General features: G+C 52.4%; 23 protein-coding genes and 1 pseudogene. 8 read left to right on the forward strand and 16 right to left on the reverse strand.

Features of this window, described 5'->3' with window-relative positions:
* Window positions 1–58 precede the first annotated feature (58 nt).
* Window positions 59–1,840, reverse strand: coding sequence for a sigma-54-dependent Fis family transcriptional regulator (locus P4S53_RS18040; RefSeq protein ID WP_337113771.1), 1,782 nt, complete (start codon window positions 1,838–1,840; stop codon window positions 59–61).
* A gap of 284 nt (window positions 1,841–2,124) precedes the next feature.
* Here P4S53_RS18040 and exaC point away from each other — a divergent pair, with 284 nt between their 5' ends.
* A complete protein-coding gene (gene exaC / locus P4S53_RS18045) occupies window positions 2,125–3,645 on the forward strand; it encodes an acetaldehyde dehydrogenase ExaC (protein WP_337113772.1) in 1,521 nt (506 codons plus the stop codon).
* Window positions 3,646–3,751: 106 nt separating this feature from the next.
* On the opposite strand, the gene kdsB is transcribed toward exaC, so the two are convergent.
* From kdsB to msbA, 4 genes and pseudogenes are all read right to left on the reverse strand, one after another.
* Window positions 3,752–4,498 carry a 3-deoxy-manno-octulosonate cytidylyltransferase gene (gene kdsB, locus P4S53_RS18050; RefSeq protein WP_337113773.1) on the reverse strand — a complete coding sequence of 249 codons (747 nt, stop codon included), beginning with the start codon at window positions 4,496–4,498 and terminating at the stop codon, window positions 3,752–3,754.
* Window positions 4,498–4,677, reverse strand: a complete 180-nt coding sequence (locus P4S53_RS18055) for a Trm112 family protein (RefSeq protein WP_027253299.1) — start codon at window positions 4,675–4,677, stop codon at window positions 4,498–4,500. The genes kdsB and P4S53_RS18055 overlap by 1 nt, the downstream gene beginning before the upstream one ends.
* The gene (lpxK, locus tag P4S53_RS18060; RefSeq protein ID WP_337113774.1) at window positions 4,658–5,671 is read right to left on the reverse strand and encodes a tetraacyldisaccharide 4'-kinase; all 1,014 of its coding nucleotides are present in this window, start codon (window positions 5,669–5,671) and stop codon (window positions 4,658–4,660) included. The genes P4S53_RS18055 and lpxK overlap by 20 nt, the downstream gene beginning before the upstream one ends.
* A gap of 14 nt (window positions 5,672–5,685) precedes the next feature.
* Window positions 5,686–7,313: pseudogene (msbA, locus tag P4S53_RS18065) on the reverse strand (lipid A ABC transporter ATP-binding protein/permease MsbA).
* Here msbA and P4S53_RS22665 point away from each other — a divergent pair.
* On the forward strand, window positions 7,303–7,425 hold the full coding sequence (locus P4S53_RS22665; protein WP_442958707.1) for a hypothetical protein: 123 nt from the start codon (window positions 7,303–7,305) through the stop codon (window positions 7,423–7,425). The pseudogene msbA and the gene P4S53_RS22665 overlap by 11 nt on opposite strands.
* Before the next feature lie 160 nt (window positions 7,426–7,585).
* Here P4S53_RS22665 and P4S53_RS18070 read toward each other — a convergent pair whose 3' ends face one another.
* Window positions 7,586–9,886 (reverse strand): DNA internalization-related competence protein ComEC/Rec2, encoded by a 2,301-nt coding sequence (locus P4S53_RS18070; protein ID WP_337113775.1) that lies wholly within the window; start codon window positions 9,884–9,886, stop codon window positions 7,586–7,588.
* 44 nt (window positions 9,887–9,930) lie between these two features.
* On the opposite strand from P4S53_RS18070, the gene P4S53_RS18075 reads away from it, so the two are divergent.
* Window positions 9,931–10,440, forward strand: coding sequence for a DUF2062 domain-containing protein (locus P4S53_RS18075; RefSeq protein WP_120511125.1), 510 nt, complete (start codon window positions 9,931–9,933; stop codon window positions 10,438–10,440).
* Between the two features lie 226 nt (window positions 10,441–10,666).
* Here the strand turns inward: P4S53_RS18075 and lolE are convergent, their stop codons facing one another.
* The 3 genes from lolE to lolC are packed head-to-tail and all read right to left on the reverse strand — an operon-like array spanning window position 10,667 to window position 13,798.
* A complete protein-coding gene (gene lolE, locus P4S53_RS18080) occupies window positions 10,667–11,911 on the reverse strand; it encodes a lipoprotein-releasing ABC transporter permease subunit LolE (RefSeq protein WP_337114528.1) in 1,245 nt (414 codons plus the stop codon).
* Window positions 11,908–12,597 carry a lipoprotein-releasing ABC transporter ATP-binding protein LolD gene (gene lolD, locus P4S53_RS18085; protein ID WP_337113776.1) on the reverse strand — a complete coding sequence of 230 codons (690 nt, stop codon included), beginning with the start codon at window positions 12,595–12,597 and terminating at the stop codon, window positions 11,908–11,910. Before lolD ends, lolE begins: the two co-directional genes overlap by 4 nt.
* Window positions 12,590–13,798, reverse strand: a complete 1,209-nt coding sequence (gene lolC, locus P4S53_RS18090) for a lipoprotein-releasing ABC transporter permease subunit LolC (RefSeq protein WP_337114529.1) — start codon at window positions 13,796–13,798, stop codon at window positions 12,590–12,592. Before lolC ends, lolD begins: the two co-directional genes overlap by 8 nt.
* 188 nt (window positions 13,799–13,986) lie before the next feature.
* Between lolC and P4S53_RS18095 the strand changes: the two genes are divergently transcribed.
* The 5 genes from P4S53_RS18095 (at window position 13,987) to P4S53_RS18115 (ending at window position 20,043) form a co-directional block, all read left to right on the forward strand.
* Complete coding sequence (locus tag P4S53_RS18095) at window positions 13,987–14,562, forward strand: PilZ domain-containing protein (RefSeq protein ID WP_337113777.1); 576 nt, start codon at window positions 13,987–13,989, stop codon at window positions 14,560–14,562.
* Between the two features lie 2 nt (window positions 14,563–14,564).
* Window positions 14,565–18,020 carry a transcription-repair coupling factor gene (gene mfd / locus P4S53_RS18100; RefSeq protein WP_337113778.1) on the forward strand — a complete coding sequence of 1,152 codons (3,456 nt, stop codon included), beginning with the start codon at window positions 14,565–14,567 and terminating at the stop codon, window positions 18,018–18,020.
* A gap of 28 nt (window positions 18,021–18,048) precedes the next feature.
* Entirely contained in the window at window positions 18,049–18,870 is an 822-nt protein-coding gene (locus tag P4S53_RS18105; RefSeq protein WP_337113779.1) for a peptidoglycan binding protein CsiV, read from the forward strand.
* Window positions 18,871–18,929: 59 nt separating this feature from the next.
* Window positions 18,930–19,502, forward strand: a complete 573-nt coding sequence (locus tag P4S53_RS18110; protein WP_337113780.1) for a GNAT family N-acetyltransferase — start codon at window positions 18,930–18,932, stop codon at window positions 19,500–19,502.
* A 67-nt stretch (window positions 19,503–19,569) separates the two neighbouring features.
* A complete protein-coding gene (locus tag P4S53_RS18115; protein WP_337113781.1) occupies window positions 19,570–20,043 on the forward strand; it encodes an FKBP-type peptidyl-prolyl cis-trans isomerase in 474 nt (157 codons plus the stop codon).
* A 127-nt stretch (window positions 20,044–20,170) separates the two neighbouring features.
* On the opposite strand, the gene P4S53_RS18120 is transcribed toward P4S53_RS18115, so the two are convergent.
* From P4S53_RS18120 to P4S53_RS18150, 7 genes are all read right to left on the reverse strand, one after another.
* On the reverse strand, window positions 20,171–21,460 hold the full coding sequence (locus P4S53_RS18120; protein WP_337113783.1) for an NAD(P)/FAD-dependent oxidoreductase: 1,290 nt from the start codon (window positions 21,458–21,460) through the stop codon (window positions 20,171–20,173).
* A gap of 133 nt (window positions 21,461–21,593) precedes the next feature.
* On the reverse strand, window positions 21,594–22,136 hold the full coding sequence (gene ycfP / locus P4S53_RS18125) for an alpha/beta hydrolase YcfP (protein WP_337113784.1): 543 nt from the start codon (window positions 22,134–22,136) through the stop codon (window positions 21,594–21,596).
* Between the two features lie 102 nt (window positions 22,137–22,238).
* On the reverse strand, window positions 22,239–23,093 hold the full coding sequence (locus P4S53_RS18130) for a DUF6279 family lipoprotein (RefSeq protein ID WP_337113785.1): 855 nt from the start codon (window positions 23,091–23,093) through the stop codon (window positions 22,239–22,241).
* A gap of 48 nt (window positions 23,094–23,141) precedes the next feature.
* A complete protein-coding gene (locus P4S53_RS18135) occupies window positions 23,142–23,987 on the reverse strand; it encodes a phosphotransferase (protein ID WP_337113786.1) in 846 nt (281 codons plus the stop codon).
* Window positions 23,988–24,578, reverse strand: coding sequence for a penicillin-binding protein activator LpoB (gene lpoB / locus P4S53_RS18140; protein ID WP_046219739.1), 591 nt, complete (start codon window positions 24,576–24,578; stop codon window positions 23,988–23,990).
* A 70-nt stretch (window positions 24,579–24,648) separates the two neighbouring features.
* Window positions 24,649–25,044 carry a YcfL family protein gene (locus P4S53_RS18145; protein ID WP_337113787.1) on the reverse strand — a complete coding sequence of 132 codons (396 nt, stop codon included), beginning with the start codon at window positions 25,042–25,044 and terminating at the stop codon, window positions 24,649–24,651.
* On the reverse strand, window positions 25,044–26,441 hold the full coding sequence (locus P4S53_RS18150; protein WP_337113788.1) for a COG3014 family protein: 1,398 nt from the start codon (window positions 26,439–26,441) through the stop codon (window positions 25,044–25,046). The genes P4S53_RS18145 and P4S53_RS18150 overlap by 1 nt, the downstream gene beginning before the upstream one ends.
* Window positions 26,442–26,466: the final 25 nt, after the last annotated feature.

Below are 26,466 nucleotides of genomic sequence, written 5' to 3' on the forward strand. Positions count from 1 at the left end.
TTATCAATCCACAGCCCGGTCAATGACCGGGCTGTTTTTTTTCAGGGCTGACAGAGGCTTAGGTCATGCCCATTTTTCGTAAGCGCCGGTACAAGGTATTGCGGCTGATCCCCAGCATTTTCGCGGTGCGGGAAATATTACCGTCATTTGCGTGATAGGTATCCAGCAAGGTTTCTGAAATGGTGGCCTCCAGTTTCCTGGCCGGACCTGAGGATTCATGCACCATGGCGTCAGGTAATTGTGCCACCAGATACTGAGGCAAATGCGCGAGTGTTAACTCGGCTTCGCCTTCTGCCAGCACAGCCGCGACCTTGAGCGTATTATCCAGCTCGCGAATGTTGCCGGGCCAATGGTAACTTGCCAGCCGCGCTGCCAGTATCGGGCAGACAGACATAGTCGATTCACAGTATTGCCGCAACATGGCTTCCGTCAGTGCCGCTTTGTCCTGTCGCTCCCTTAAAGCCGGTAAGGTCAGAATCAAGCCGTTGAGCCGATAGTACAAATCCTCGCGAAAATGCCCTTGTGCCACCGCTGCTGCCAGATCTTTATGGGTCGCAGCGATGATACGAATATCCACGACTACAGGCTGATTTGCACCTACCGGGATCACTTCTTTTTCCTGTAAAACATGCAGCAGACGGGTTTGCGCTGTTAAAGGCATGTCTGCGATTTCATCCAGAAACAATATCCCTTTATCCGCTTGCCTGATTCGTCCCTGCTGCCCCTGACGGCTTGCGCCGGTAAAAGCCCCCGACACATACCCGAATAGTTCCGACTCAATTAAAGCGGGCGGTAACGCACCACAGTTAACCGCGACCAGTGGCGCATGCCGCCTTGAACTGTAACGATGCAGCTGTTTCACAAATTCGCCTTTGCCTACTCCGGTTTCACCCAGCACCAATAAGCTGATGTCTTTCTCGATCAGCTTGCAGGCTTGCTGCCAGGCACGCTCGATTCTGTCATCACCAAAGTGGAGCGGACAAGATGGCGATAAGGAATTGGCATGGCGGTAACCCGAGACAGAGGCAGGCATTATTCGGTGCTTTTCAAAGATCAGAGACTGAGCATTGGCCGTGCCTTTCCGGGTATCGGCCATAATCTCATCCAGCTGACGCCCCAATACCTGTGTCTGTCCCAACAACCGTTCTGCCACCGTATTGTGAGCCAGTATCCGCCCTTCCTCGTCCGTCACCAATATCCCCTGCCAGCCTGTTTGCAACAAAGCTTTATCACAAGCTAAATCGATGCGCATCATGGCATTCGGCAACTGGCACAGCAGCGCATTCTCGACCAGCTGCACCATATTCTGCACCAGCAGCCGGGTTTGTTCAGAATGCACCTGCTGTTCACTGGTAATATCCAGCACACCGAGCAATTCGCCGGAAGCACTGAACACGGGCCCGGCCGAGCAACTGATAAAGCGGTGCTGGCGGATAAAATGCTGATCGCCAACGACTGTGATAAATTGCTTCTCGGTCAGTGCATTACCTATCGCATTGGTTCCTTTTACCCCTTCCTGCCAACAGACGCCGGACTCCAGTGAAATGGTGGTAAGACGTTTTTCGAAACGAACCTGTCCCCAGGCTTTGATGATCACGCCTTCAGTGTCCCCCAGCAACAGACGGCTGTTGGTCCCCGCAAAAACCTGATTAAACAGCGGGACGGCAAACTGTTCGACCAGCTGAATCAGCTGAGCTGCCTGCGCACGCCGCTCGTCCAGCTGGTCATTGTTCAGCCGGATATTGTCCGGAGTTTTGCTCTCATTCAAACCCGCTAACTGGCAACGACGCCAGGAGTCAGCCAGCCAGTCCTGCTGTGAAGTACTTGCTTGAGTCGGCATGTTCAAGTGTTCCATTTTGGTACAGTGTTCCACAGGTGACTGATAAATAACGGAACACTGGCAGCGGTCAAACACAGTGATGCCCATAACAGCATCAAAATTGAAAAATTTTATTAATCATAGCGTTACATTTATTTAACAACAAGTCTGCCCTGTTGGCCTGCAATTTGCCTTGTCTGTGATGAAGACAAACAGTCTAAGTCAGACTATCACCATGAAAATATGGATAAAAAAACACACTCTGACTCGTTAGCTCATCACATCAACAGAAAAGGGATATTGTTATGATCTACGCTCAACCAGGTTCCGCTGACGCTATCATCAATTTCAAGTCTCACTACGACAATTACATTGGCGGTAAGTGGGTTCAACCGGTGTCCGGACAATATCTGGCCAATATCTCGCCAGTGAACGGCAAGGTGTACTGTCAGGTCGCTCGTTCCGGCGAAGCTGATATTGAACTGGCTCTGGATGCCGCGCATGAAGCCCGCGCCCAATGGGCCAGCACCAGCGTGACAGAACGCGCCAACATTCTGCTGAAAATTGCCGATCGTATCGAAGCCAATCTGGAAATGCTGGCCGTGGCCGAATGCTGGGAGAATGGCAAGCCGGTGCGCGAAACCCTGGCCGCCGATCTGCCTCTGGTCGTGGATCATTTTCGTTATTTCGCCGGATGTATCCGGGCGCAGGAAGGTTCAGCGGCAGAACTGGACGCCCACACGGCCAGTTACCATTTCCCAGAGCCTGTCGGCGTTGTCGGCCAGATCATTCCCTGGAATTTCCCTATGCTGATGGCCGCCTGGAAACTGGCGCCGGCAATGGCGGCAGGCTGCTGCGTGGTTCTGAAACCCGCTGAACAGACGCCCACCTCAATTCTGGTGTTGATGGAAACCATCGGTGATCTGATCCCGGCTGGCGTGGTCAACGTTGTCAACGGCTATGGCAATGAAGCCGGTCAGGCGCTGGCCACCAGCAAACGCATTGCCAAACTGGCTTTCACCGGCTCGACGGAAATCGGTCATCACATTCTGAAATGTGCCGCCGATAACCTGATCCCTTCCACTGTTGAGCTGGGCGGCAAGTCGCCCAATGTGTACTTTGAAGACATTTTCGATCACGAAGATGCCTATCTGGATAAATGCGTCGAGGGTCTGCTGCTGGCCTTTTTTAACCAGGGGGAAGTCTGCACCTGCCCGTCCCGCGTGCTGGTCCAGGAGTCTGTCTATGATCAATTCATCGCTAAGGTCATCGAGCGGGCCAACACGATTCAGCAAGGCAACCCGCTGGACACTGACACCCAAGTGGGCGCGCAGGTATCTCAGGAACAATTCGATAAGATTCTGAGCTATCTTGAAATCGGGCGTCAGGAAGGTGCTGAAGTCCTGTTCGGTGGCGATATCGCCAGACAAAGCGGGGAGCTTGCATCCGGATATTACATTTCACCGACTTTGCTCAAAGGCCACAACAAGATGCGCGTGTTCCAGGAAGAAATCTTTGGTCCGGTGATTGCCATCACCACTTTCAAGGATGAAGCTGAAGCGCTGGCGATCGCCAATGACACCGAATACGGTCTGGGCGCCGGAGTCTGGACCCGGGATGCCAACCGCGCCTACCGGATGGGACGAAGCATTGAAGCTGGCCGGATCTGGGTGAACTGCTATCACGCCTATCCGGCGCACGCAGCCTTTGGGGGTTACAAAAAATCCGGGATTGGCCGCGAAACCCACAAAATGATGCTGGATCATTACCAAAACACCAAAAACCTGCTGGTGAGTTATGATGCCAATCCGCTGGGTTTCTTCTGATCCACGCTATTGCCTGAAGCTCTTTCGCTACCGTGATAACGGTGTCCAGAAGTGACAAAAAACAGCCGACCTCTTGGTCGGCTGTTTTCATATCGAGTTATCCCACTTACTGAATCAGTAAACGGACTTTTGCCAGATCTTCCGGGGTGTCTACGCCAGCCGGAGGCGGATCAATGGCGACATCAACGTGAATTTTTTCGCCGTGCCAGAGTACGCGCAACTGCTCTAACGACTCGATTTTCTCAAGTGCGCTGGGTTCCCAGTTGATGTAGGTATTGATGAAACCAGCCCGGTAGGCATAGATCCCGATATGGCGCAGCAGATTTTGATGGATCTCCTGCGGGCGCTTGGCAAAGTTATCGCGATCCCACGGAATGGAGGCCCGGCTGAAATACAGCGCGTAACCGTTTTTATCCATGACCACTTTGACGGCATTCGGGTTAAACACTTCATCAGCATGGTCAATCTCCACCGCCAGGGTGGCCATAGGCGCGTCACTGCGGGCCAGATTGTCTGCCACCTGACGAATGATGCTTGGCGGGATCATCGGCTCATCGCCCTGCACATTCACCACGATTTCATCAGCAGCCAGTTGGTACTTTTCAACCACTTCCGCCAGACGTTCAGTACCAGATTCATGATCTGCCCGCGTGAGGCACACCTCACCACCAAAACTTGTCACCGCCTCTGCGATGCGCTGATCATCCGTCGCGACAATGACCTGTCTGGCACCGGCTTTGCTCGCTTGTTCGTACACCCACTGAATCATCGGTTTCCCGGCGATATCGGCCAGCGGTTTGCCGGGTAAACGGGAGGATTGATAACGGGCCGGAATAATGACAGTGAATGCCATTACATCACCTCATCGGCACTCAAAGTGCGCGCTTCCGGCTCCAGCAGAACTGGAATGCCGTCATTTATCGGATAAGCCAGGCGATCAAATTTACAAATCAGTTCATTATTGTCTTTATCAAAGTGCAGTTTGCCTTTGCATACCGGACAAGCAACGATCTCAAGCAGACGGTGATCCATATTCTTCCTTCACTTCTATAATTTTGTTCAGTAATTCGATTGACTGAGGCTCTGAAAGTTTGGCATCAACAGGCAGATACCACCAATTTTGCCGGGCAAATGCCTGACACTTCACCGCATCTTTTTCAGTCATCACCAGGTGTTCGCCTTGCTCTGCCAGCGCTTCCAGTTCACTGGCCTCAAAAGCCTGATGATCCGGGAAGGGCTGGCAATGAAGCGGCGTCACGCCCAGCGTATTCAAGGTGGCAAAAAAACGTGGCGGATGACCGATTCCGGCCATAGCCACGACATTTTGCAGGCTGTCTGGTGACCGGCGTTCACCGGTCAGCAAATTCACCAGCTCACCGGGCTTCAGTTGCATGGCAATTTCATTGTGGCGGGCTTCGCCACCATTGCAGATCAGAAAGTCGACCTCGTTCAGTCGGTCACAGCGCTCGCGCAGTGGCCCCATAGGAATCAACTGTGCATTGCCGAAGCGGCGATTACCATCAATAACGACAATCTCAATGTCTCTGGCGAGCGCGTAATGCTGAAGGCCGTCATCGGTGATTATGACATCGACGTCCTTTTCCAGCACTTTCACCGCTTCCGCCCTGTTTGGTGCAACCACAACAGGGGCACAGGTACGACGAGCAATCAATACCGGCTCGTCACCCGCTTCTGCCGTTGTTGTGCGCTCATTGAGGCGCAGTGGATAATGATCCGATTTGCCGCCATACCCCCGGGATACCACGCCGACTGTCAAACCCTGCGCCTGAAGTTGTTCCACCAGCCAGATCACGACCGGGGTTTTACCGTTTCCGCCTGCAGTAATATTGCCAACCACGACCACAGGAACGGAGGCGCGGTACGCCACTTTTTTACCGGATTGGAAAGCATGGCGGCGGCGGCGGCTAATCCAGCCAAACAGTTGGCTTAATGGCCAGAAGACAGGTGCCAGCGCCCACCCTGCCGGGTGGCGCTCAAACCAGATTTTTTCAATCAGATTTGTCATGAGACCCGCTCTGCTTATTCGCCAAACTGGATTCGGTGCAACTGCGCATAGGCGCCGTCTTTTTCCAGCAACGCGGCATGGACACCGCGTTCGATGATTTCGCCTTCGTCCACCACCAGAATTTCATCGGCATTTTCAATGGTCGATAAACGGTGAGCAATCACCAGCACGGTTTTGTCTTTCTGCAGCTCATCCAATGCGGCCTGAATCGCACGCTCGGATTCTGTATCCAGCGCCGATGTGGCTTCATCGAGGATCAGTACAGGTGCATCGCGCAACAGCGCACGGGCAATTGCGATACGCTGACGCTGACCACCGGATAAGCTGACGCCGTTTTCGCCGATCACCGTATCCAGACCCTGATCCATCCCCTGAATAAAGTCCATGGCATAGGCCAGTTCAGCGGCTTTTTCGATATCTTTACGGCTGTATTTATCACCACTGGCATAGGCGATATTGTTGGCGATGGTGTCGTTAAACAGGTGCACGTTTTGCGACACAATCGCCACCTGATCGCGCAGGTTGGCCAGTTTATAATCATGGATGTCACGCTCATCTATGGTAATCAGGCCCGAATCGATGTCATAGAAACGGGTGAGCAGATTCGCAATCGTACTTTTACCCGAGCCCGAGCGGCCAACCAGGGCCAGTGTTTTACCGGCCGGTAAGTCAAAACTGACATTGCGCAGTGCGGGAGTATCTTTAGTTGGATAGGTAAAGGTGACATCTTTAAAGGCCACATCTCCTTTCACCCGCTGGGTTTCGTAAGTACCGTGATCTTTTTCGGTTTCCAGCTCCAGGATGCCAAACAGCGTCTGGCACGCCGCCATCCCACGCTGAAACTGAGAGGTGACATTGGTCAGCGCTTTCAGTGGCCGCATCATGCCGAACATGGCCCCAAAGATCAGGGCAAAAGTGCCGGGCGTCAGTTCACTGCGCAGACTTTCGGTATTGGCCAGGATCAGCACAGCCACCAGCGCCATTGACGCAATCAGCTGAATCACAGGGTTGGCGATTGCCTGAGCCGACACCAGCTTCATGGTCTGCTGACGCATGCGATTGCTGACTTGCTCAAAACGGCTTTTCTCGACCTGCTGCCCGCCGTAGCTTAATACAACTTTGTGCCCTTTCAGCATCTGCTCAGCCGATGAGGTCACAGAGCCCATGGTGTCCTGCATATTTTTAGAAATGCGGCGGAAGCGTTTTGAGACCACACGAATACTGACAGCCACCACTGGGGCAATCACCAGCAAAATGGCAGACAGCTGCCAGCTGTTCCAGAACATCATCCCCATCAGCGCAATGATCGTTGCACCTTCACGAACCAGACTGACCAGCGCACCACTGGTTGCGGAGGCAACCTGCTCGGTGTCATAGGTAATTCTGGATAAGAGCGCGCCGGATGATTCTTTGTCAAAAAACTGACCGGCATCGTCATGAAGTGGTTAAACACCTGCCGACGCATATTCATCACAACATTGCCGGAGACCCAGGACAGGCAATAAGTGGAAACAAAGCCGCTCAAGCCACGAATCAGCATCAACCCCAGAAGATAAAAAGGCATCTTGGCCAGAAAATTGGAGTCCACACTGTTCAGACCGCCAAAGCTTTCATCCATCAAAGGTTTGATCATGGATAACATCAATGCATCACTGGCTGCATTAATGATCAGCGCGATAACGGCAGCAATCAAACCCGCTTTGTATAAGCTGATTGAAGGCCAGAGTCGTTTGAACGTATCCCAGGTGGATTGATCGTTAGCTTGTATCATGTAAAACCGATTGTTATCTGTTAGTGGCGGTTATTCTACTCGTTAACGAGTCATGCACCAAGTAAGTTACAAGGCCCTCTTGCTTCTTAAATCCTGAAAAGCGATGCTTTTTTATCCGTTCGTTCCCAATTTGAGAGGCTCAATCAAGGCCTGAAAAGCGGTTGATACCAGTGCTGCCGGCTGTCTTTGCGATAGCGTGTGACCGCCACTTCACCCTGTTCAATACGCATGCTGACCTGGCCGTCTTGTGCTGTATCCAGCCAGTCCAGGCCCTGCATCAGATAACGCTGCCTGACCTGCTCCGCCGGTAAAGCCCAGGGGCTGTATTTTCCGGCAGAGACTAAGGCGTATGTCGCCTGCAACGAATCTAACCAGGTCTGAGTGGACGATGAGTTACTGCCATGGTGGGGCACCAGCAAGATATCCGCTTTCAGATCCGGCTCCAGCCTGGCGAGCAGCAACTCCGAAATGGCATCAATGTCACCGGTGAGCAACAGCGATGTGTCAGATTCCGGGTTTAGCCACTGGTCACTCACCTGGATCACACAGGAATGCGGATTGGCGGCTTTTGTTACCCTTTTCGGCGGCCAGAGTACCTTGAAGGTCAGTCCCTGCCAGCGCCATAAGCGGCCACGAACACAAGGCGCAAAGCCCTCGCGCTGGTCACTGCTGCGCCGCCAGGCCGGATTCAGGCGTGTTAGCACATCCGGTGTTCCGCCAGCATGATCGGCATCGGCATGGCTGAGAATAAAACCGTCCAGATGGCGGATGCCCTGCCGTCTCAATACCGGCTCGATGACCGAAAGCGCCATGCTCCCGCCCGGCCAGCTGTTGCCGGTATCGTAAAGCACGGCTCGGCCCTGCCGCTGAATCAGTACCGCCAGACCATGCCCGACATCCAGCATATCAACCTGCCAGCTGTCAGGATCAAGCGTTTGGGACTTGCTCCAGTAACTGACTCCCCACATTGCCAGAACCAGACTCAGTTGAAGACATAGAAAACGCCGCCAGGGCAGCAGCCAGCACAACACGATACCCGTCACCATCGCCAGCAGGACGATAAACAGGCTTTCTGACAGTGGCCACCAGGCACCTTCGGCCAGGCTTGCCAGGGCAATAACCGGATGCAGAGACCAATCAGCGAACTGCCAGAATACACCAGAGAGACCAGGCACAGTGATCGTAACAACAGCCATCAGAACGCAAGGCACAGTCACCAGACTGACCCAGGGCACCGCGAGCAGATTGATCAGCGGCGCCGCCAGCGAGATCCCGCCAAACCAGACCCACTGCAACGGCAGCATGAGCCCCAGCAGTGCCAGTTGCAGCAGCACGTAAACACGGACGGTCTCGTGCCATGGCATCCGGGCCTGCTCAGCCTGCTTTCGTCGCCGGATACCACCAGTATTGGCCAGATACAACACCAGCACCGCGCCAAATGACAGCCATAATCCGGCCGAGTAAGAGGCCAGCGGATTGAGTATCAGGCAACTGGCCAGTATCACTGACCATAATTGCAATCCGCTCCAAACCACGCCGCAACGAATCATCAGCAGACACAAGACCGATGTCAGTAAAGCGCGCTGAGTGGGAATACTGAATCCGGCCAGCCAGGCATAACCGTACGCCAGCAGTAACGCCAGCCAGAAAGGTAACCAGAACCAACGTCCGGACTCAGGCAAGGCTCCTCGCACCCGGCTTCCGATGCCCCATCCAATCACGACAACCAGTCCGATATGCAAACCGGATATTGCCATGAGGTGAGCCAGTCCACTATCACGAAGGATTGACCAGTCATCCTGATCTAAGCCATCTCTCTCGCCAAAACCGAGTGCTAACAGATAGGCCCGGTAGGTGAAACCCTCCGTTTGCTGCACCGCAAGATCAAACCAGCGCTGACGCCAGCTCATCGTGTCATTTTGCGACAGCAACCTACCGGCAATGACGGTCCCTGTGGCATGGATACCGTTCCCCACCGCATAACGTTCAGCATCAAACCCTGCGATATTTGCACGTCCGTTGGGGCGACGAACCCTGATCTCCAGCTGATACCGTTGCCCTTGCTTGAGATGCGTCACCGCCGGCCAGTCAAGCAATAAACGGATCGCATCTTTTCGCAGAAGATCGCGTTCCTTCACACGCTCAGCAACAAAAATGAATCGCTTATCAAGAATATTATGATTAATTAGGCTGCGAACTTCGCCAACTATGGTAATATTCTCGCGCTCCTGAGGAAGGCTATTGACTGCCTGGCTATAGTCAACAGCAGTGACCCATGCCCAGAGCCCACCGATTGCGATCGCAAGAAACAAGTTGATACGCAAACAAAAAAATATCGCTCCACCTATAATCATGGCTGTAATAAACCATTTGTAGTCTGGTAAGGATTGCCAGTAGTGAAGTGACAAAACGCCAATGGATAAACCGGCTGTCATCTGAAACATCATGACAACCTGACGCTAACAGCCATTAAAAATAACGACAGACGATGCCAAGACAACTGATAAAACGTTTCTTGCCCAGCCCAGAGATGATTAAAAACCACAAGGCTTTGAAAGTTTTTGGTACTGTGCTGCATAACCCTAACCTGTGGTGTCTGAACCGCCGCTCCGCCTCTGGCGCATTCGCGGTGGGACTGTTTATGGCATACGTCCCCTTACCCAGCCAGATGATCATGGCTGCAGGGTTAGCCATACTGTTTGGCGTCAATCTGCCGCTTTCCGTTTCTCTGGTATGGATTACCAATCCAATCACGATGCCGGTCATGTTCTACGCGGCATACAAGCTCGGGGCATGGCTGATGAACGTGCCCTATCAGCCTTTCCATTTCGAGCTGTCCTGGGCCTTCCTTGAACAACAGATGAACCAGATTGGTCCGCCGTTTCTGCTGGGCTGTTTAGTTTGCGGGACAATTTGCGCATTGATTGGTTACTTCGGCATTCGGGGATTCTGGCGTTATTCTGTTGTCAGAAGCTGGAACCGCCGCCGCTTCCGTTAATCAACGCTCGCGGTCATCAGTTCTCCAGACAATAAGCGCCTACGATTGCCCATAAAAAAACCTCGCCAATGCGAGGTTTTTTTATAACTTATATTTATGGCGTGCAGAAAAACACTGCCTGTTTGGAAGCCGGATAATATCGATTAACGGTCATGCATCATTTGCATCAATACTTTTTCGGCCTGATTCACAAGCTCAGGCAATATACGCGTCAATTTACCGACTGTTACTTGGCACTTAAGACTTGCGCGGGCTGAAGTGCACTCGCCCTGCGAGCCGGGTACCAGGTTGCCAGCAGGCTCAGCACAATCGCTGTCACCATCACGATCACCACATCATGCCATCTCAGCTCAGTCGGCAGGAAATTCACGAAGTAAATGTCCCCTGATAAAAACGGATGACCAATCAGTTTTTCCACAAAATGCGCAATCGAAGTCAGATTCAATGCAACCAAGGCCCCCAGAAAAGCCCCGAGCAAGCTGCCAATCAGACCAGACAGCAAGCCATGCCAGACAAAAATCATTTTGACCAGACGATCACTGGCGCCCATGGTCCGCAGAATCGCAATATCTGCCGCTCGGTCTTTCACCGCCATCATCAGCGTGGAAACGATGTTAAAGCACGCCACCCCAATCACCAGCACCATCACCAGATACATGATGGTACGCACCAGTTGGATATCGCGATAAAGATACCCGTACTTCTGCGTCCAGCTCTTTAGATAGACATACACAGGTAAGGTATATCCGACTTCTTTCACGATGTTGGTGGCATCCAGCACCTGGTCCACATTGATCGAAATGCCTGAAACCCCTTCCCCCATGGCCAGGTAATCCTGCGCATCTTGCAGGGGCACTAAGGCAAAGTTATGGTCAATCTGACCGCCCAGCGCCAGCACCCCGGCTACCTGCAGACGAATACGCTTCGGCGCTTTAAGCTGATTGCCACTATCACGGTTTGGCAACATGGCGGAGATCCAGTCACCCACTTGTATCCCCAGCAGATCCGCAACGCCCTGCCCGAGAATAATGTGTTTCTGACCCGCCTGGAAACCTTGCCATGCACCGTCTTTGACATACCCAGGCAAGGCGCTGACCCGGGTTTCCTGCACAGGATCGACCCCTCTGACTTCCACCGCTTTGAGCTGCGTGCCCTTTTCAAGCAAGGCCGTAAATTGCACATAAGGTGCCGCCGCTTTGACTCTGGGGTGCTTTTCAACGGTTTCCAGAACCGATTGCCAGTCGGTGAATGGCGGTTTCACAGCTTCCAGTTCACCATGAGGGATCACCGCCAGTACCCGGTTTTGTAACTCACGTTCAAAGCCATTCATTGCCGACAGGCCAATCACAATCACCGCCACACCCACTGCGATACCGAGAATGGAAGAGATTGAGATAAAAGAAACCAGTCGGTTCCGCTGCCGGGCCCGGCTAAAGCGGCTGCCGATAAAAAGAGACAGTGGTCGCATCAGGTCACCTCAAAGGCCGCCAACTGGCCATCCTGCATATGCAGGCAACGATCAAGTTTGCCGGCCAGTTCATTGTCATGCGTGACCACCAGAAAAGCGGTGCCCGATTCCTGATTCAGTTTGCGCATCAGATCGTAAATTTCCAACGCGGTTTTATGATCCAGATTCCCGGTCGGCTCATCCGCCAGAACCAGGGCCGGTTTATTCACCAGTGCCCGGGCAATGGCGACCCGCTGGCGCTCGCCACCACTGAGTTCTGAGGGTCTGTGGCTGGTTCTGTGGCTCAGCCCCACCTGGCCCAGAATCTGTCTGGCCTGCTCTTTGGCAGCCGCGGCGGATACCCCGCCAATCATTAAGGGCATGGCGACATTTTCTTCCGCAGAGAAATCAGACAGCAAATGGTGAAACTGATAAACAAAACCGATGTCCTGGTTACGAATTCTGGCCTGTTTATTGGCGCTCATGCCATTGAGTTTCTTGCCTTTAAAGTACACATCTCCTGACGTCGGCGCATCCAGCGCCCCCAGTAAATGCAGCAGGGTGCTTTTGCCCGATCCCGATGACCCGACAATCGCCACCAGTTCCCCGGCTTCAATTTGCAGGCTGATATCATTCAGCACCTGGGTTTCCAATTGGGCTTCACGGTATACCTTACTCAGATGCTGGCATACCAATAACGAATCACTCATAACGCAAGGCCTCAGCAGGACGGACAGCCGCCGCCCGATAAGAAGGAAAAAGGGTCGCCAGTAAACTCAAACAGATCGCCCCGATAATTACGATAGCCACCTGGAATGGCTTCACATCGACCGGTAACGAACCACCTAAGCTTGCCAGATCAACGCCCAGCAGCGACAAAATACCATTAATATTCAATGCCAGCAGGGTGCCCAGTATGCCGCCGATCACAGCCCCTATCACACCGCTGCTGGCTCCCTGCACAATAAAGGTCAGCAGTACCTGCTGACTGGTCATTCCCTGCGTTTTCAAAATAGCGACTTCAGCCTGCTTTTCCATCACCACCATAATCAGGGCCGAAATGATGTTAAAAGCCGCGACGCCAACCACCAGCCCCAGCATCAGCCCCATCATGTTCTTTTCCATTTTCACTGCCTGAAACAGCTCACCGCGCTGATCCCGCCAGTCTGACCAACTCAAACCATCGGGCAAATCAGACTGTGAGAGCGCTGTGACGCTAAACGGATCATCGAGGAACAAGCGCCAGCCGGTGAACGCTTCGGGTTTGTAACGTAACAGACGCCCTGCATCGGCAATGTTGGTTAACACCAGAGATTTATCGACATCGGAACCGGTGAAATAGATGCCAGAGACAATAAAATTGCGCTGACTGGGAATACGCCCCAGCGGGGTATAGACGCTGACGCTGGTCACCATCAGGCGAACTTTATCCCCGACTTTAACCCCCAATTGCTGCGCCATGCCATTCCCGAGAATGACCCGGTAACTGCCCGGTGTCAGATCAGCAAGCTGCCCTTGCACCATGTGCGCCGCCAGGGGTTCATAACCTTCCGGTTCTACCCCCAGCATGGATCCGGCCGCCAGTGCACCAGCACTTTGCAACACGGCCTCTGCGCGGGTTAACGGCACCACCCGGTTGACCTGAGGTAAGGCAGACAGCGCCGCTGGCGGTGCTTCCGGCTGAGTAAAAGGGCCATCCTGCTGCGTGATCAGTGCCTGCGGCAACACACCCAGAATGCGGTCTTTAAGCTGCTGCTCAAAACCATTCATTACAGAAATGACAATCACCAGCGCAAGCACACCTATGGTGATGCCTGCAGTGGACATTGCAGAAACAAAGCGGCTGAAACGGTCACCCGAACGGCCTTTCAGATAGCGCAGCCCAATAAAAATAGGCAAGGGATGAAACATCATTCAGTCTGGAACCATCCTGTTAACAGTGGTCAAAAGCATACCTGCTGCTGGCTGTGATTACCATGCAACTTGGTCAATCTCATGCAAAAAGAGTGGCTAGAAATCAACCTGTTGAGACCTCTAACTTGCCCGTTAGCCGATGCTAAGTGATAATCGAAGAATAGTTAACAAATCACGAGTGTGACATGAATCAGGACGAGTACTTTTCAGTCCATGCAGGGCTTACCATTAATGTTGAACCTTTGGGGGAACATGCTGTGCTGCCCGATGACGCCGAATTTCTGCGGGAAATTCCACCGCTGTTTCGTGTTGCCAGTGAATGTAGCGAACTGGAAGGCAGTGCAGAAAAAATGCTGCAGCAGGATAGTAAGACGATGAACCGGCCACTGCTGGATTATCTTGCGGCACAGAACAATAAGATCAATCTGCTGCTCTCTTTTGTGCTCTCACAGCAAGATGACCCAACCTTTCGTCATACCACGCAAACCTTCGGGGCCAGCCAGCTGACTTACCTGGCAGAACAGCCGCTTCAAATAGATTCTCAGGTTCGCCTGAAACTGTTTCTTGATCATCCCCCTGCTGCCGTGTATTGCTATGCCAGTGTCTGCGACTGTCAGGTCAGGGAAGATAAGTTTGACATCACACTGCAGTACACCCGACTGCAGGAAGACGACAGGGATCTACTCATTCGTGCAGCTTTGCACATCCAACAAAAACTGCTGCGTCAACGTGCGCTGCAACGAAACGAAAGCCAATCATAGTCATGACAACACACACGCTATTTTCTCTACCCTTGCCGAACAAAGCCGGCGACAAGCGCTTTGTGGGAAATGTCTCCGGCGCCGCATTGGCGGTTGCCATTGCCGAACTGGCGAAAAGCCACACAGGGCCAGTGCTGGCTGTGGTGCCGGATACACAGACGGCATTGCGTTTACAGCCCGAGATCAGCCAGTTCACTCAGTCAGAGGTCAATATTTTTCCTGACTGGGAAACCCTGCCCTATGACAGTTTTTCGCCGCATCAGGACATCATTTCTGATCGCCTCGCACGTCTGTATCAACTGCCGACGCAGCAGGATGGTGTCTTGCTGGTTCCTGTCAGTACCCTGTTGCAACGCCTGACACCGCGCAGCTTTATCCATCAGCACGCCTTGCTGGTCAGTAAAGGCGATCGCCTGTCGCTGGAAAAATTACGTCTGCAGCTTGAAGCCGCCGGTTACCGCCATGTCGATCAGGTGATGGAACATGGCGAATACGCCAGCCGCGGCTCACTGCTTGATCTCTTCCCGATGGGAAACAATGAGCCCTTCCGGATTGATTTCTTTGATGACGAAGTGGATTCAATTCGTCAGTTTGACCCGGAAACACAGCTCTCAACCGGTGAAATTGACAATATTCACCTGCTTCCCGCACACGAGTTTCCGACAGACGAAGTGGCTGTCGAGAACTTCCGCATGCGCTGGCGTGAGCAATTCGAAGCCCGCCGTGAGCCAGAGTCCGTCTATCAGCAGGTGAGCAAACGCACCTGGCCGGCAGGGATTGAATACTGGCAACCGCTGTTTTTCGACCATACAGATACCTTGTTTGATTATCTGCCGGATAACACGCTGCTACTGACCATTGGCGATCTGGACAACGCGGCGGAACATTTTCTGCAAGATGCCGAATACCGTTTTCAGGAGCGCCGTGTCGACCCGCTGCGCCCGCTGCTCGAGCCGAAAGCCCTGTGGCTGACCACCGCAGAAATGTTCAGCGGCTTTAAATCCCTGCCGCAGGTCAAGCTGAACAGAGCCCCGGAAGAAGACAAAGCCGGTCGGTTCAACCCGGCCATTTCACCGGTACCGACGCTGACGATCAATCATCAGCTGAAAGAGCCCCTATCAGCGCTGCGACAGTTTCAGGAAAGCTTCACCGGAAAAATCATCTTTTCCGTGGCCAGTGAAGGCCGCCGTGAAGCCTTGCTGGACCTGCTGGCCCGGATAAAACTGCGCCCTATGGTCTGTCACAGTCTTGAAGAGGCCATGTCAGCTGCCAGTCCGTACACGCTGGTGATTGGCGCCGCGGAACAGGGCTTTATCCTCGACGAACCGGCTCTGGCTTTCATCTGTGAAAGTGATTTACTGGGTGAGCGTGTGATTCAGCGCCGTCGCCGTGAAGATAAGCGCACGGTCAGCTCAGACACCATTATCCGAAATCTGGCTGAGCTGAAAATTGGCCAGCCTGTGGTCCACCTTGATCATGGCATCGGCCGCTATCAGGGCTTGCAGACCCTCGAAGCCGGCGGCATTACCACAGAATACGTGACTCTGGAGTATCAGGGCGGCGCCAAACTTTATGTGCCCGTGGCATCCCTGCATCTTATCAGCCGCTATTCGGGTGGTGCTGAAGACGCCGCTCCTATCCATAAACTGGGTAGTGAAAGCTGGCAGAAAGCCCGCAAAAAAGCGGCAGAAAAAGTCCGTGATGTCGCCGCAGAGCTGTTGGATGTCTACGCCAAGCGCGAACTCAAACCGGGTTTCAAATTTAAACTCGATCGCGAAGCCTATGCCGATTTCTGTACCGGCTTCCCGTTCGAAGAAACCCATGATCAGGCCATGGCCATTAATGCCGTGCTGTCGGATATGTGTCAGGCCAAAGCCATGGACAGACTGGTGTGCGGTGATGTCGGTTTCGGTAAAACTGAAGTCGCCATGCGGGCTGCCTTTGTGGCCGTCGATAACAGCAAACAGGTCACAGTGCTGGTGCCAACCACGTTGCTCGCACAGCAGCATTTTGAAAATTTCCGCGACCGCTTTGCCAATACCCCGGTGCGTGTGGAAGTGCTGTCCCGCTTCAAAACCGCAAAAGAACAAAAAGCGATTATGGAAGATGTCGCTGAGGGAAAAATTGATATTCTGATCGGCACGCACAAACTGCTCAACGCCGAAGTGAAGTATCAGGATCTCGGCCTGCTGATTGTCGATGAAGAACACCGCTTCGGCGTCCGCCAGAAAGAAAAACTGAAATCACTACGTGCGGACGTCGACATACTCACGCTCACCGCCACCCCGATTCCGCGTACGCTGAATATGGCCATGAGCGGCATGCGCGATCTGTCGATTATCGCCACACCACCTGCCCGGCGTCTGGCGATCAAAACCTTCGTTCGCGAGCGTGAAGATCTGATCATCCGAGAAGCCGTATTGCGTGAAATTATGCGCGGCGGGCAGGTGTATTTCCTGCACAACGACGTAGAAAGTATTGAAAAAACGGCGCAGGATCTGGCCACGCTGATCCCGGAAGCGCGTATCACGACCGCTCATGGACAGATGCGCGAACGTGAGCTGGAAAGAGTCATGAGCGACTTTTATCATCAGCGATTTAACCTGCTTGTCTGTACAACGATCATCGAAACCGGGATTGACGTGCCGACAGCGAACACCATAGTGATCAACCGGGCTGATCATCTTGGTCTGGCCCAGTTGCATCAGCTGCGTGGCCGCGTTGGTCGTTCTCACCACCAGGCCTATGCGTATCTGCTGACCCCGCATCCCAAGCGGATGACCAAAGACGCCGTGAAGCGCCTGGAGGCCATTGCTTCGCTGGAAGATCTGGGCGCCGGCTTTACGCTGGCGACACACGATCTCGAAATACGCGGGGCCGGTGAGCTGCTGGGTGATGAGCAATCGGGTCAGATTCAGTCGGTCGGTTTTACCCTGTTCATGGAAATGCTGGAACAAGCCGTCGAGGCACTCAAAGCCGGCAAAGAGCCGTCGCTGGATGACCTGCTGCGCGAACAGACTGAGGTTGAGCTGCGCTTACCAGCCCTGCTGCCGGAAGATTACATCCCGGATATCAATACGCGCCTGTCCCTGTATAAAAGGATTGCCAGTGCCGGCAATGAAGATGCGCTCAACGAAATCAAAGTGGAGCTGATTGACCGCTTTGGCCTGCTGCCGGATGCCGCCACGAACCTGCTCACCCTGAATACGCTGAAACTAAAAGCAGCAAATTTGGGGCTTCGTCGCATCGAAGCCGGAGAAAAAGGCGGCTATTTTGAATTTACTGAAAATGCTGCCATTGATCCCGGTTTTCTGGTCGGTCTGTTACAATCACAGCCACAGCAGTTCAGAATGGATGGTCCGACTAAGCTGAAGGTCACGGCAACTCTGACGGATCGCCGGGAGCGCATCAAGTATGTTGACGGCTTCCTAACACAATTAGCTGAAAACACCCTATAATGGCTGCATACCAGTGCGGAGTATAACCTTGAAAAATCTGATTTATTTGCTGCTGCTTGCCATCAGCCTGCCAAGTTTCGCAGCACGACAATTTGACATTGAAGTCATTATCTTCAAGCGAAATATTGATCCGGGACAAACGGCTGAATCCTGGCCGGATCAGGCAGAGCCTCTGAATTACAGTGGCGCGGTGCGACTGAACAATATGGCGCAACTGGCAAACAGAGGCATTACGCCGATGCCGGCAAGCCGATTTAAGCTGAGCGAACAGTATCAGCGCTTGAAGAGTCATGCCGGTTTCACCCCGCTTGCTCACTTTGGCTGGCGGCAGGGGGATCTCAGCAAAGCACAAGCACCGACTTTTCACTTAACCGCTGGCCGGGATTTCTCAGACCAGTTTCTGCAAGACGGCACCTCAAAAGCCGAAGCGGCGCGCCGTGGCCTGAGCAACAATGAAATGACAGCACCGCCCAGCTTTGATCTTGCTTCCGGTGAAGTCACGCAAACAGAGCCTGCTCCGGCAGCGAGTAAGCCGCTGTATGAGCTTGAAGGGAAAATTCAGGTCTATGTGAATCACTTTCTTTTCACCAATACCCAGCTGGATTTACGTGAGCCTGGCCGCCGTGAAGTGGTTGTCGGCACCGAGCCCTTAGACAGTCTGGATCCAAACCAGAGCGGCACGGTTCAGTACGGTCAGCTGCAGGAAGTGAAAAAGAAAATAGAAGTTGAAGAATTCCTCAAAGCATTCCGCTTTGACCAGCAGCGTAAAATGCGAAGCGGTGAAACCCATTATCTTGATCACCCGCTAATGGGGATGGTGGTCCAAATCCGCCGCCTTGATTCAGAATAACAACATTTGCGAGGGGCCATCCGGCCCCTTTTTCCGGTTACTGTCTGCAGGAATCACTGATGAAGCTGGACTTCTTGCTCACCACTCCCCGCCTTTACCTGCGACCCTACAAAATTGCGGATGTCGATGACAACTTGTCCGCGGTACTGGAATCGCAGCCGGATTTATCGCCCTGGGTTGAGTGGTGCCATGATGGCTATGACCAACAGGATGCACACGCCTGGCTGTCGGCTTCTCAGATGAACTGGAAAATCGACAATGGCTACGAGCTGGCGATTTTTACCCGCCGTGACGACAAGTTTTTAGGCACTGTGTGTCTGAATAATCTGTCTCAGCTGACCAATTCTGCTGAACTGGGCTATTGGATCCGAAGCAGTTGCCATCGTCAGGGGTATGCGACAGAAGCGATTATCGCTCTGGCGCGTTTTGCGTTTGATACGCTGGCACTGACCCGACTGGAAATCGTGGTACACATTACGAATACCCCCAGCCAGAAAACGGCTGAACGTACAGGTGCCCTGTTCGAATCTCTGAGCCGTAACCGAATTTACACCCATGGCAAAGCCTGCGATGGCATGGTCTACTCACTGATCCCGCAGGACTTGGCACCGAAACGCAACCGGATAGGCTAAGATAGCCAAATAACACGGAATACTTGGCTATATTCATCAAAGACAATACAAAAAGGTAGGAATATCAGTGTTTAAAATTATTCTCGCGATCATTATTATCGGCTTGGTGATTTTCTTCTTTCAACGCAGCCAGAACAATAAGCAGCTGGCGGTTCAAAATGCAGAAGAAGGCAAAGCCTTCCTTGAAGCCAATAAAAATCAGGAAGGTGTTAAAACCACAGCCTCCGGCTTGCAATATACTGTGCTGAAATCAGGCACGGGAACGGAACACCCCAAGGCATCGGACAAAGTGACTGTCCACTACCACGGCACACTGATTGACGGCACTGTGTTTGACAGCTCTGTTGAGCGTGGCGAGCCGATCGCTTTTAACCTCAATCAGGTGATCAAAGGCTGGACCGAAGGGCTTCAGCTGATGGTTGAAGGGGAAAAAGTGCGTTTGTTTATCCCGGCCGAACTGGCGTATGGTAACCGCTCTATGGGTAAAATCGGTCCCGGATCGGTGCTGATTTTCGATGTCGAGTTATTAAAAATTAATTGATAGCCAAGCCATCACCATCGGCCGTACTAGGTACTGTGGCTTAGAGATAATAAAAAAACCGCCGTTTCATGACGGCGGTTTTTTATTGGGCGCTATTGCCAGGTGTCAGACTCCTGGCACGATAGCCTTAATGAAGTTTAAGGTTAGGACGCAACACGCGGTTAATGCGTCCGACCAGCATCATCAGGCTGGTCTTGAAGAAACCGTGCAGCGCAATATGGTGCATCCGGTACAGCGAAATATACATCACGCGGGCAATGCGGCCTTCAATCATCATCGACCCTTTGGTCAGATTGCCCATCAGGCTCCCGACGGTAGAAAAGCGGCTCAGGGAAACCAGCGAACCATGATCCACAAAGACATAAGGCTTCTGCGCACGATTTGTCAGTTTGGCAACGATATTTGAGAAGCAGCGACTTGCCATCTGATGAGCCGACTGTGCACGTGGCGGCACCAGGGTGCCGTCCTTTTGCGTACAGGCCGCCAGATCCCCAATCACATAAATATCATCGTCACGGGTGGTCTGCAGCGTGTCTTTCACGACCAGCTGGTTAATACGGTTGGTTTCCAGACCCGCAATGTCTTTGATGAAATCCGGGGCTTTAATGCCCGCTGCCCAGACCATGAGTTTGGCCGGAATATGCTGGCCATCTTTAGTTGTCAGGCCGGTTTCATCTGCTTTAATCACCATGGTTGCCGTGTGCACTTTTACGCCCAGCTTAGTCAGCTCGGTATGCGCGGCAGCTGAAATGCGCGGCGGCAATGCAGGCAGAATACGCTCACCGGCTTCAATCAGGTTGACATTCAGTCGTGAACTGTCCAAATCGCCAAAGCCGTACAAACGCAGCTCTTTCACCGCATTATGCAGCTCCGCGGACAGTTCCACCCCGGTCGCACCCGCGCCGACAATGGCAATATCCACCGTTTTCTGTTCTTTGTGGGCATGCAGCTTCAGAAACTGATTATTCATTTCAGTTCTGAATTTATGTGCCTGCGCCGGACTGTCCAGGAAAATACAATGCTCACGTACCCCTGGGGTGTTGAAGTCATTACATTTCGAGCCAATAGCCAGGATCAGAATATCGTATTCAATCTCACGCTCGGGGATCAGCAGCTCATCGTGCTCATCGTAAAGCGGATGCAATGTGATGCTTTTGCGGTCGCGGTCAATGTCTTTCAGTGCGCCCAATTGAAAATCGAAATGATGGTTTTTGGCATGCGCACGGTAGCTCAATGCGTCAACGCCTTCATCCAGCGAGCCGGTCGCCACTTCATGTAACAGTGGTTTCCACAGATGACTGCTGTTCTTGTCGACCAGGGTAACGTTTGCCTTCCGTTTACGGCCTAAGGTTCGCCCTAGTTTGGTGGCCAATTCCAGGCCCCCGGCACCGCCTCCAACTACGATGATTCTCGTCACAGTCTTTTTCCTCTAGTTTTTATAAATCTTGCACAAACCGGCAGGGATATTGCCCTGCCAGGTAAAAATTCTGACTGACGTAGAGTTGGGCAGCGGATCGTTTCAATCCGTCTGCGGAGGGAGAGGCATATACTCAATGGGCTGCTTTAAATTGCTTTATTGCTTGTAAGTGCTGGGAGATTTTCTTGAATTTATGTGTTTGTGTCTCGTCCCAGATCACTTGGTAATATGCGTCCAATGTTCTATTTATGGATCGATTATCTAACACTTCATCATCAGTTGAAAGTATACAGAGGCACTTCCCGATATTTTTTTCTCTGAAATCAGACACGCATTTTGTTGCTATATCTTCGTACTCTTCCGGCCGGTCTATTTTTCCCTGCATATTTGTTTCAGGATGTAAATTTGGGTTAAAAATTGCTTGCTTGATACCACAGAGAAAACCGATCCGCTCAGCCCAGTATCCCCCTAGTCCCACGCCACATATCAAAGGGTGCGCATCATCACTGGCAGCAATCAGCTTATCCACTTCTTTCAGTAAGTGTTGCATATCGTGTTTGGGATGAAATGTACTATAAGTCACTGCGCGAACATCGGGATCGATAAATTGCAGCTGAAGTACTTTTTCGTGATTCCCAGGGCTGGTGGAATCAAAGCCATGCAGATAAATGATCATAGTAAAGCGACTCCTGGAAAATGTCCGTATCAAGGTGAATCACTATACGACATTCACCATTAACCACAAAATAAAAGCGGTTAATCGGGCCATTGATAATGGTTACTGTTGGATCAGGACGGCTATCTCTTTGCGCATTTCGGTTAATTGATTCATCAGATACTGGCGCTGAGAAGAAGACAAGCTCTGATTCAACTGCGCCATTAAGGCAAATCGGCGCTGAAGATATTGATCTAATTGGGACTGCACCGGCGCATAGCGAAGCGCGACAACATCTTTGAATAACCTCTCGAGGCTGGCATCAAATTCCGGACGGTGACGCTGTAACAATAGCGCCTGCCATTGCTGATAAAGCCCGCTGCGCGCAGAAAAAAAGACCGGCTCAATATCCAACTGATGCTTTGCCAGTTGCTCAATAATGGCTTCTTGCTCTTCGGTCAGTGAACCAATCCATTCCTTGCTGAACTTTTCAAATCTGGTGGTATAGCGCTGAAGCTTCTCTTCCTGACTCAACTTCTCTCTTTTGGCCCGAAGTTCATCCAAATCCTTATTGATCTTACTGTTAATTTGATCAATCTGGATATTACTCAGGTATCGCAGCAAGTTTGCCGCCGGCGGGGTAAAAACGGAAACACTCTGCTCTGCCAGTGCCGTAAAGCTATAGTGGTAGCGCGCTATCTGGGCTGAGGTCAACGGGCGTTGCAGATCCTGCTGAAAATCAAGAATATGCTGATGCAGTTTTGGCAGCTCCTGACGACGGTGCACAGCCTGAGCCTGTAACAGCTCGCTTTCAAACCGGGATGCCTGCGTCGGAGTCAGGCTGACATAATCATCCAGATACCAGGGAACCCAATAGTTCATGGTGTTATAGGCAAGACGGGCGGCACACCCCGAGAGAAAAACCAACAAACACAGTAACAGTAACGGACGATGCCAACGAGCACAGGCTAGACTCACACGCACTTCCTCCAGAAACTGTCTGACAGATTTACCCGGCGATAGCAATCAGACCGCAGCCAATTTTGCTAACAATGCTTTTGCCTCAATACGATAGTTCTCATCCTGCCACAAATTTGCGCCAGCATAATACCAAAGCATAGCCAAGAAATCGCACCAGGGGAGCCACCGCTGCACTGCTTGTGAGACAAGGGCCGGGTCACCTCCCTGGTAACGGCAGTAGTGCTGCGCAACGGTTACAACATCAAGATGGTTGGCCTGAACCGTCAGCGCCAGATCCAGCATCGGGTCACCGGCCGCCGCATACTCCCAGTCAATCACGGCCAGCTCGCCGCCCGGACGCTGAATGAGATTGTAAAATCCCAGATCATGATGGCAACAGGTGTCAGGAAACCCACTGTGAGGAATATGGCTGAAATAATGTGCGCATACTGATGCCAGCGCCTCCCCGTTATCCTCCGGTGAGATGGCAGCAAGATAGTGTTCAGCCCGCTGACGCACGGCTAACCGCCAGCCGGGCAGAGGTAGTCGGTGAATCTTGGCCTGCAAAGCCATCAGCACAGCTGGTGATGGGGAATGGGTACAAACCTCTCCTGCCAGCCACGCCACCAGTATACCGGCCGGTGTTTGTGCAATCGGATGCGGGGCAAACCGGCAAGGCTGAATCGCTGACAGCAGCTGGTATTCTTGCTGACGATCAATGCCAAATGCCTGGCTGGCCGGGCTGACAGGACGCCAGACCGCTTGTAAATCAGATGAGGAAGCGGAGTGCAGAACAAGCCGCCAGCATCGGTTACTGAGCCCGCCCCCCAAAGGGCAGGCATTCAGTACATCGAAACCAGCAATGCGGGAGAATGGCCATTCTTCCGGCTGTAGAAACGATGAGTCAGGCACTTACCAGCCCAGCAAGCGTTTGGCTTCCTGCTTACGAATTTCAGTCTCATCCGCCCACTCGATCAGGCCGGTTTCCAGATCCATCAGGCGCATCGTCATTTTGTAATACACGTCTTTATCGCTGCCTGATTGCTTCACAATACTGGCAAGGTTACCGTACATCATGTATTCCGCGCCAACCATCTTGCCAAACTGAATCGCTGTGCTTTGATTCACCAGTTCATCGTTGTTCTGGAAGTTCAGTTGCTTACGTACCGCTTCTACACGCGTCATATCGACAAAACGGAACTTGCCTGAGTTGAGCATTCGTGTGCTGATTGAATCGGTAATCGATTCTGTATCGATGTGCTCGCTGGTTTTATTTTTGATGCTGTCCACTACGATGATAGGCCGCTTACCGGCGGTGATCGCACCCACTGAACCCGATGCCAGCATGCTGTCTGTCATGTTTTCCGCAATCTTTTGCAGGTCAGTCGAGCCGAATTCAGAGGTCGTGGTTTCTACCCCCTGAGCATCTCCATAAGTTACCTGTTTTGCACAGCCACCCATCAGGGCAGCAATTCCCACTAAAGCTATGACGCGTTTTTTCATTTCTAGCCCTTCATCGGTTTTTATCATTGTTGGAATAATGAGGTGATTGCAATCAGCCCACTCAACTTATTTACCAGGTACTGGTCGCTTCACGGATATAAATACGGTAATTGGTGACATCCGTGCTCTTCGCCATGGCTTTGATTGTCATTGTGTCCTTACCATGCAGAACGAACTGCCGCCACGGGCTTTCGCTACCGCTGACTTCCAAGCCTTTGGCATCGTACCAGTAAAAACGATACTGCAGCTTAATATCAGTATCTGACTTGCTGTTTACCGGTACACCGGCCTGAAGCAAACCATTCTGACGCGAGACAATGGCTTTTTCTATCCCAATCTGGTTAGCCAGATAAGGATTGGCAATGACCACATACTGGTTACTGCTATCAATACTGATACCAGAGGTTGTGGTATCCGCACAGGCTGCCATCATCACAGTGAACAATATTGTCGCAAAATATTTCATCAGTTTCCTCCTAATAACACCGACCAGCCACTCATTGACTGACCTTGTCGGGAAATCCAGACCATCGTGGTACGGCCTGATTTAACCTCAGCATCCACCGACCTGCCCTGCCATTGAATCTGATGGCTGCCGGGAGGCAAGTCTTCCTGGTACAAGGCAACCTGAGCAGGCAGCGTCTGCCAGCTTCTGGTATCCGGTTGCTCTGTTAATGCATTGAATATATTCGCCAAAACATTACCGACTTCATCACCGTTTCGCGCCGCCGACTGCCTGACCTGTTCTTTGGCAATCACTCGCAGGCTCTGGCGCAATACCCGCACTGGCAGGGTTTCGCTCAGACTCTGTTTCGCCATCTGATCGACATTGACCAAAGGTGGCGCAGTCAGTAACCGGTTGTTCAAGCTGAGTTTACCCGGCAAAACCGTCGGACGCGGTGGGTAATGAGGCAGTGCCAGATTGTAAAGCACACTCTGACCCTGGCTGTCATAAAGCCAAAGCGGCAAGCGCCAGCCTTCGGGAGCCTGTACCACACCCTGTTCATCTAAAATAATCAGGCGACCAGTTTCTGACGGAGGTGATTGCCAGGGACCATACTTTTTGGCCAACAGCTGCTGATCATCTTTCATGCTCAACCGCTCAGCCAGTCTTTGCACCGCCTCTGCCACATAGGGATTTTCGGGAGCAACCGCTAATGCCCGTTTGAAATCGATATAGGCATCATTCAGATTGCCGTCCGCCTCATACAGCATGCCTGACAGATAGAATAAATAGCCATTCTGCACCGCTGCCAGCGTCTGGCCGGCATTCGGGTAACGCGCGAGCACCGAACCGATATTGTCTGTCAGCCCATCTTTTTGCAGTTGATTTTCTGCCGAGGCTAACTCAGATTCACGCTGCTGTTTGGCCGCTTCCTGAACCTGGTTCGCTCTGCGCATTTCAACCAGCGCACCATCCAGGTCCCGATCATGAATGTAGTTCAGCGCAAGATATAAATGCAAAAATCCCAGTTCATAATCAGAGGCTTGGTAGCTGATCATATTGTCATTGGTGAACAATGAACCCGCCTGGTTCAACCCTTCAGACACCTGAATCCGGGCAGCATCTTGCTGTTCTTTAACCGCGTTGTCCGATTTCTGCAGCGCAGCAAAGCTGGCGGTGTAATCGCCGGCCAGCATCGTCAGCCTGCCCCGCTCCATGCCGTCGAGAATCGCCCCAGCAGGTTCATCAGGCAGGGTGTCTAATGCGCCCTGTACCTGGCCTTGATACAAAGCCTGCCGGCTGGTTTTCGTGCTGGCACTGTAATGGCTGAACAGGCTATGTCCGGATAAATTGGCACAGCCAGAGAGTATAAAAGCGCAAAAAAAGACAAGCGTTTTGTGCCGGAAATGTTTTTTCATTCGATCCTGTTTGTCATCTGGCCGC

Source organism: Photobacterium sp. Hal280 (genome assembly GCF_037162255.1).
GTDB lineage: Bacteria > Pseudomonadota > Gammaproteobacteria > Enterobacterales > Vibrionaceae > Photobacterium.

What these genes read in the sequence shown, in the direction of transcription:
- P4S53_RS18040 (WP_337113771.1), bottom strand. Translation starts at nt 1,840, where the DNA reads ATGCCGACTCAAGCAAGTACTTCACAGCAGGACTGGCTGGCTGACTCC.
- exaC (WP_337113772.1), top strand. Translation starts at nt 2,125, where the DNA reads ATGATCTACGCTCAACCAGGTTCCGCTGACGCTATCATCAATTTCAAG.
- kdsB (WP_337113773.1), bottom strand. Translation starts at nt 4,498, where the DNA reads ATGGCATTCACTGTCATTATTCCGGCCCGTTATCAATCCTCCCGTTTA.
- P4S53_RS18055 (WP_027253299.1), bottom strand. Translation starts at nt 4,677, where the DNA reads ATGGATCACCGTCTGCTTGAGATCGTTGCTTGTCCGGTATGCAAAGGC.
- lpxK (WP_337113774.1), bottom strand. Translation starts at nt 5,671, where the DNA reads ATGACAAATCTGATTGAAAAAATCTGGTTTGAGCGCCACCCGGCAGGG.
- P4S53_RS22665 (WP_442958707.1), top strand. Translation starts at nt 7,303, where the DNA reads ATGGATAACATCAATGCATCACTGGCTGCATTAATGATCAGCGCGATA.
- P4S53_RS18070 (WP_337113775.1), bottom strand. Translation starts at nt 9,886, where the DNA reads ATGTTTCAGATGACAGCCGGTTTATCCATTGGCGTTTTGTCACTTCAC.
- P4S53_RS18075 (WP_120511125.1), top strand. Translation starts at nt 9,931, where the DNA reads ATGCCAAGACAACTGATAAAACGTTTCTTGCCCAGCCCAGAGATGATT.
- lolD (WP_337113776.1), bottom strand. Translation starts at nt 12,597, where the DNA reads ATGAGTGATTCGTTATTGGTATGCCAGCATCTGAGTAAGGTATACCGT.
- lolC (WP_337114529.1), bottom strand. Translation starts at nt 13,798, where the DNA reads ATGTTTCATCCCTTGCCTATTTTTATTGGGCTGCGCTATCTGAAAGGC.
- P4S53_RS18095 (WP_337113777.1), top strand. Translation starts at nt 13,987, where the DNA reads ATGAATCAGGACGAGTACTTTTCAGTCCATGCAGGGCTTACCATTAAT.
- mfd (WP_337113778.1), top strand. Translation starts at nt 14,565, where the DNA reads ATGACAACACACACGCTATTTTCTCTACCCTTGCCGAACAAAGCCGGC.
- P4S53_RS18110 (WP_337113780.1), top strand. Translation starts at nt 18,930, where the DNA reads ATGAAGCTGGACTTCTTGCTCACCACTCCCCGCCTTTACCTGCGACCC.
- ycfP (WP_337113784.1), bottom strand. Translation starts at nt 22,136, where the DNA reads ATGATCATTTATCTGCATGGCTTTGATTCCACCAGCCCTGGGAATCAC.
- lpoB (WP_046219739.1), bottom strand. Translation starts at nt 24,578, where the DNA reads ATGAAAAAACGCGTCATAGCTTTAGTGGGAATTGCTGCCCTGATGGGT.
- P4S53_RS18145 (WP_337113787.1), bottom strand. Translation starts at nt 25,044, where the DNA reads ATGAAATATTTTGCGACAATATTGTTCACTGTGATGATGGCAGCCTGT.
- P4S53_RS18150 (WP_337113788.1), bottom strand. Translation starts at nt 26,441, where the DNA reads ATGAAAAAACATTTCCGGCACAAAACGCTTGTCTTTTTTTGCGCTTTT.